Raw genomic sequence first — 6,498 nt, forward strand, 5'->3', positions numbered from 1 at the left:
GCCCACGCACCGTCCCCGCCCCTTGTGCCCTCGGCCGAGCCGCGCACCGTGCTGGTGACCGGCGCCTCCGGCGGTATCGGGCGCGGTGTCGCGCTCCGGTTCGCCGCGGCGGGCATGCCGGTGGCGGTGCACTACCGCGGCGACGCTGCGGGGGCGCGGCGGACGGTGGAGCTGATCCGGCGGGACGGCGGCGCGGCACTGGCCGTCCATGGCGAGCTGGCCACGGAGGACGGCTGCCGCGCGGTGGTCACCGAGGCCGCGCAATGGCGTCCCGCGGGGCTCGGCGCGCTGGTCAACAACGCGGGCGTGCAGCCCGTACGGGAGTTGCGGGGGATGACGGCCGAGGAGTGGCGCACGGTCGTCGACACCAATCTCGCCAGTGTCTTCAGCTGTACGCAGGCGGCGGCGCCGCTGCTGGCGGAGCGCGGCGGCGGCAGCGTCACGCACATCGCCTCCATCGAGGCGGCGCAGCCCGCGCCGGGACATGCACACTACGCCGCCTCCAAGGCCGCGATCGTCACGCACGCCCGGGCCGCCGCGCTGGAGTACGGGCCGCTCGGGGTGCGGGTGAACACCGTCTCGCCAGGTCTGGTGGAGCGGGACGGCATCGAGGAGCAGTGGCCCGAGGGCGTACGGCGCTGGCGCGCGGCGGCGCCGGACGGCCGGCTGGGCACGCCGGAGGAGGTGGGCGACGCCTGCGTGTTCCTCGCCTCCCCGCAGGCGCGCTGGATCAACGGCCACGACCTGGTGCTGGACGGCGGGGTGTCGGCGCGGCCCTCGTGGTGAGGGCACCGGTTCGGGGCGGCCTCGTCGGTCCCTCCCGGTGACGGTGCCGCCTCGGCTCGGCTCCTCGGTCACCCCTCCCGGCACCTCGGTACGGCTCTCGGCACCTCGGTCAGGCGCCTCCGTCCGGCTCCTTGGTCGTGCTCCTTGGCCGTGCCCCGCGGTCAGGCGTCGGCCCCCACATAGCTCCGCAGGTGCTGCGCCGTCAGCGTGTCGGCCCTGGCTATGAGTTCTGCCGGGGGGCCGGTGAACAGGATTTCGCCGCCGTCGTGGCCGCCGCCAGGGCCCAGATCGATGATCCAGTCCGCGTGGGCCATCACCGCCTGGTGGTGCTCGATGACGACGACCGAGTTGCCGTCCTCGACCAGTTGGTCGAGCAGGGACAGCAGTTGGTCGACGTCCGCCATGTGCAGCCCGGTCGTCGGCTCGTCCAGGACGTAGGTGGTGGCCTTCTCCGCCATGTGGATGGCCAGCTTGAGCCGCTGGCGCTCGCCGCCGGAGAGTGTGTTCAGCGGCTGGCCCAGGCGCAGATAGCTCAGGCCCACATCGGCGAGGCGGCCGAGGATCGCGGCCGCCTGGCCGGTGGGGAAGAACTCGCGGGCCTCGGCCACGGACATGGCCAGCACCTCGCTGATGTTCTTTCCGCGCAGCGTGTACTCCAGCACCTCGGGCGTGAAGCGCTTGCCCTCGCACTGTTCGCACACGGACGCGACCCCGGCCATCATCGCCAGGTCGGTGTAGACGAGCCCGATGCCGTTGCAGTTCGGGCAGGCGCCCGCCGAGTTGGCCGAGAACAGCGCCGCCTTGACGCCGTTGGCCTTGGCGAAGGCCGTACGGACGGGACCCAGCAGCCCGGTGTAGGTGGCCGGGTTGCTGCGGCGCGAGCCGCGGATCGGCGACTGGTCGGCCACCAGCACGTCGTCCCGGCCCGACAGATATCCGTGGATCAGGGAGCTCTTCCCGGAGCCGGCGACGCCTGTGACGACCGTGAGGACGCCCAGCGGGATGTCGACGTCGACGTCCTTGAGGTTGTGCAGGTCGGCGCCGCGGATCTCCACCGTGCCCTTGGGCTCCCGGACCGTCTCGCGCAGCCGGGCGCGGTGCCCCAGATGGCGGCCGGTGAGGGTGCCGGAGGCGCGCAGGCCCGCGACATCCCCCTCGTAGCAGATGCGGCCGCCTTCGGTGCCCGCGCCGGGGCCGAGGTCGACCACATGGTCGGCGATGGCGATGACCTCCGGCTTGTGCTCGACCACCAGCACCGTGTTGCCTTTGTCGCGCAGGAGCAGCAGCAGTTCGTTCATGCGCTGGATGTCGTGCGGGTGCAGGCCGATGGTGGGCTCGTCGAAGACGTAGGTGACGTCGGTGAGGCTGGAGCCGAGGTGGCGGACCATTTTGACGCGCTGTGCCTCGCCGCCGGAGAGGGTGCCCGCCGGCCGGTCCAGGCTCAGATAGCCCAGCCCGATGCCGACCAGTGAGTCGAGCGTCTGGCAGAGCGTGTCGCGCAGCGGCGCAACGGACGCGTCGTCCAGCCCGCGGACGAAGGGGGCGAGGTCGCTGATCTGCATGCGGGCGCAGTCCGCGATGTTCACCCCGTCGATCTTCGAGGAGAGCGCGGCCTGGCTGAGCCGGCTGCCGCCGCACACCGGGCAGTCGGCATAGACGACGGCCCGGTCGGTGAACTCCCGGATGTGGGGCTGCATCGCGTCCCGGTCCTTGGACAGGTAGGTGCGCTGGATGCGGGTGATCACGCCGTCGTAGGTGAGGTTCGAGGTGCCGACCTTGACCTTGGTCGTCGGCTGGTACAGCAGTCCGTCCCACTCCTGCTGGGTGAAGTCGCGGACCTTCTTGTCCGGGTCGAAGAAGCCGGAGCCCACCATCACCTGCCAGAACCAGCTGTCCACGGCGAAGCCCGGAGCGGTGATCGCGCCTTCGCGCACGGACAGGTCCCGGTCGACGACCTGGTCGACGTCGATGGTCGTGGTCTCGCCGAGCCCTTCGCACTCGGCGCACATGCCTTCGGTGCTGTTGAAGCTGAACGCGGTCGACGTCCCGATGTGCGGGGTGCCCAGCCGGCTGTAGATGATCCGCAGCATGGTGTAGGCGTCGGTGGCCGTTCCCACGGTGGAACGGGAGTTGGCGCCCATCCGCTCCTGGTCGACGACGATCGCGGCGCTCAGGTTGCGCAGGCTGTCCACGTCGGGGCGGCCCAGACTCGGCATGAAGGACTGCACGAACGCCGTATACGTCTCGTTGATCAGCCGCTGGGACTCGGCCGCGACCGTACCGAAGACCAGCGAGGACTTGCCCGAGCCCGACACTCCGGTGAAGACCGTCAGCCTGCGCTTGGGCAGGTCGAGGGAGACGTTGGCGAGGTTGTTCTCCCGCGCCCCGCGCACCTCGATGACATTGTGGCTGTCGGCAGGCGTCAGCAGCGTGTTCTGGGCCGGCATTCTGGGTCTCCTCGTCCCTGGCCGGGCGCCCCCGCACCCGGCCGGTTCTGCTCAAGCGACTGGTCGGCCAGCCTAGGCGGCGGGTCTGACAATCGGCTGTTTCCGCCGACGCGTAACGGCCTCTCCCGTACGGCAGTTGGGAACATGTGACCGCCTCCTCCGCCTCCTCCGCCTCCCCCGCGTCCCCCACGTCCTCGGGCCCCACCGTCTCCGTCGCCCTGTTCACCTCCGACCTGCGGCTGCGCGACAACCCTGTGCTGCGTGCCGCGCTGGCCGCCGCCGAGGGGGTCGTGCCGCTGTTCGTGCTGGACCGCGCGGTGGAGGAGGCGGGCTTCGCCGTACCCAACCGCCGGGCGTTCCTGGCCGACTGTCTGGCAGCCCTGGACGAAGGGCTGCGCGAGCGAGGTGGCCGGCTCGTGGTGCGCTCCGGCGACCCGGCCGAGGAGACCACGCGGCTGGTGCACGAGTGCGGCGCGCACGAGGTGCACATCGCGGGGGGCGTCAGCGGATACGCGCAGCAGCGCGAGACGCGGCTGCGGATGGCGCTGGAGGAGGCCGGGTGTGCGCTGCGGGTGCACGACGCGGTGATCACGGCCGTCGCGCCCGGCGCGCTCACCCCCTCCGGCGGCCGGGATCACTTCGCCGTCTTCACACCGTACTTCCGGCGCTGGAGCCAGGCGGGGCGGCGCACTCCGCTCGCCGCCCCGCGCGCCGTGCCAGTGCCGGAAGCGCCCGGGTCGCTCCGGTTGCCCCGCAGGGAGGGGGCGCGCGGGGCCGCGCCGGGGCTCGCGCGCGGTGGGGAGCGCGCCGGGCGTGAACGGTGGGCGTCCTGGCGCCGCAAGGGCGGGCTCCAGCGGTACGGGCAGCGGGAGGGCGGCCAGAACGACCTGGGTGCCGATGCCACCTCCCGGCTCTCCCCGCATCTGCACTTCGGGTCCCTCTCGCCCGTCGAGCTCGCCCATGAGGCGGCGGCGAAGGGCGGCGCGGGGGCTGAGGCGTTCGTACGGCAGCTGGCCTGGCGCGACTTCCACCACCAGGTGCTGGCGGCCCGCCCTGCCGCCTCGTACACCGACTACCGTCCGCACGGCGACCGTTGGCGCGGCACCGAGGGTGACGCCGAACGCGAGATCGCCGCCTGGCGGGAGGGCCGGACCGGCTACCCGCTGGTGGACGCCGGAATGCGGCAACTGCTGCACGAGGGGTGGATGCACAACAGAGCCCGGCTGCTGGCCGCCAGTTTCCTCACCAAGACGCTGTATGTGGACTGGCGCATCGGTGCCGCGCACTTTCTCGCGCACCTGGTGGACGGGGACATCGCCAACAACCAGCTCAACTGGCAGTGGGCGGCGGGCACCGGCACCGACACCCGGCCCAACAGGGTGCTCAATCCGCTCACCCAGGCGCGCAGCTACGACCCTCAGGGCACCTATGTGCGCCGCTGGGTGCCCGAACTGGCCGCTGTCGAGGGAGCTGCCGTGCACCGGCCCTGGCGGCTGCCCGCCGCAGAGCGGGCCCGGCTCGACTATCCGGAGCCTGTCGTGGACCTCGGCGAGGGCCAGGCCCGCTTCCGGGCGGCGCGCCAGCGGGATCGAGGGTGAGCGGCTGACGGGTGACTGGAGTGGCCTTCACCAGCCGGTCAGCAGAATGTGGTTGACCAGTAGGGCGACCGCCGCCTGGGCTGCCAGCCAGTACCGTGCGCTTCGGCGGGGCAGCAGTGCGGCGGCGGGCAGCAGCCAGGTGAGGAAGGGCAGCCAGATGCGTTCGGTCTCGGCCTTGCTCATGCCCGACAGGTCGGCGACGGCAACCGTCAGCAGGGCCGCCAGCACCAGCAGGGCGAGTTTTTCGCGGCTGCCGAGGGGGTGGGGGCTTGGGGGGCTCACCGTGCCGTCCGTATGCCGTTCCCGCTCCCGCCCCAGTTCCCGTCCTCGTCCTCGTCCTCGTTCCCGTAGCTGTAGCTGTAGCCGTGCCGCTGCCCGGCGCCCTGTTGCCGCACCTGTAGCGAGTGCTCGGCGTGCCCCGGCCACCACCGCGGGCCCCGTGGCTGTCACCGCGCAGGCGAGGTTCGCCCACACCCAGTAGCTGTACGGCCGGACGCGGGCGGCGCCTTCGTAGTAGCGCTCGGTCAGCAACTGGTAGCCCTCCCACCAGTTGAACCCCGCCAGAGTGAAGGAAGCGGCCACCACGGCGACGCCCGCCAGCACCCAGGGGAGGGGCCGCAGGGTGCGGGACAGGGCGAGGACAGCGAGGCCCAGCAGCGCGCACAGGGTGAGCCCGTACGACAGATAGCAGGTGAGACCGAACAGCAGTCCGGCGCAGAGCGCAGCAGTGCGCGGGGCGCGGGGCGCACTGTGGCCCTTTTCGCCCGTCGGGCCCGTCCGCGGGGAAGCGGAACGTGCGGACAGTGCGAGCAGGGCGAGTGCCCACGACGCCACTGCTGTGAAGTAGCCGTCAGCCGATACGCCCACCCAGACGGCAGTGGGCGCCAGGATGAGGAAGGGCGCCGCCCTGCGGGCCTGTTGCTCGCCCGTCAGTGCACGCAGCGCCACCAGTACGGCCGCGGCTGCCGACGACCCGACCGTGATGACCCACGCGGACGCCCAGGGGCCGCCGCCGAGGCCCACCCGGTCGAGGCCCACGAAGGTGAGGACGGCGGCGGGCGGGTGGCCTGCCACATGGGGGACCCAGTTGCCGGGTGAGTGCAGCAGGATGTGGTCGGTGAAGGTGCGCAGTGCGGCGCCGACGTTCTGGAACCTGCCGACCTCCTGGAGGTACTCGTAGGCGGAGGTCAGTTGGTTCGCCACGCCGCGGTGCCAGCCGTCCACCAGGGCGAGTGACCAGATCCACGCCATGGAGGCGCCCCAGGCCGCCCCCAACAGCCGCCGCCACGGCAGTCGGGCCGCCAGCGCGGGGCCGTAGCCGAGCACGGCCGCCGCGACCAGCAGCGCAGCCGGGGTGCCCGGGCCCAGGTGCGGTTCGAGTTCGGCGTAGTACGGCGGCCAGTGGACCCGCAGTGTGCCCTCTTCCCGCTCGATCGCACCGCCGATGACGACGGCTGCGGCCACCAGCGCCACGGCAGCCGCCACGACCGCGAGGTCCGGCACCAGACCGCGCAGCCCGGACCTGTGGCTGTCCGGCCCGGGCCTGTGGCTGTCCGGCGCGGGCTCCGGACCGCGCGGGCCCGGCCCGGTGGCGTGCCCGGACTGTGCCGCGCTCTCGGCGGCCTTGGTGCCGGTGGCGGCGGCACCGGAGAGGGCGGGGTCGTCGG

The 6,498-nt window shown here is 72.6% G+C and carries 4 protein-coding genes; 2 read left to right on the forward strand and 2 right to left on the reverse strand.

Translation table 11 applies throughout. The features are described from left to right. The first annotated feature begins 24 nt into the window (after nucleotides 1–24). Nucleotides 25–786 carry an SDR family NAD(P)-dependent oxidoreductase gene (locus ITI46_RS32450; RefSeq protein WP_209243530.1) on the forward strand — a complete coding sequence of 254 codons (762 nt, stop codon included), beginning with the start codon at nucleotides 25–27 and terminating at the stop codon, nucleotides 784–786. Nucleotides 787–947: 161 nt separating this feature from the next. On the opposite strand, the gene ITI46_RS32455 is transcribed toward ITI46_RS32450, so the two are convergent. Further along, on the reverse strand, nucleotides 948–3,233 hold the full coding sequence (locus ITI46_RS32455; protein WP_209243528.1) for an ATP-binding cassette domain-containing protein: 2,286 nt from the start codon (nucleotides 3,231–3,233) through the stop codon (nucleotides 948–950). 146 nt (nucleotides 3,234–3,379) lie between these two features. On the opposite strand from ITI46_RS32455, the gene ITI46_RS32460 reads away from it, so the two are divergent. Then, the gene (locus ITI46_RS32460; RefSeq protein ID WP_209243529.1) at nucleotides 3,380–4,831 is read left to right on the forward strand and encodes a cryptochrome/photolyase family protein; all 1,452 of its coding nucleotides are present in this window, start codon (nucleotides 3,380–3,382) and stop codon (nucleotides 4,829–4,831) included. 27 nt (nucleotides 4,832–4,858) lie between these two features. Here ITI46_RS32460 and ITI46_RS32465 read toward each other — a convergent pair. Continuing rightward, a partial coding sequence (locus ITI46_RS32465; RefSeq protein WP_372452123.1) for a hypothetical protein occupies nucleotides 4,859–6,498 on the reverse strand: 1,640 nt, incomplete at its 5' end.

This window comes from Streptomyces oryzae (genome assembly GCF_017676365.1).
Taxonomy (GTDB): Bacteria; Actinomycetota; Actinomycetes; order Streptomycetales; family Streptomycetaceae; genus Streptomyces; species Streptomyces oryzae.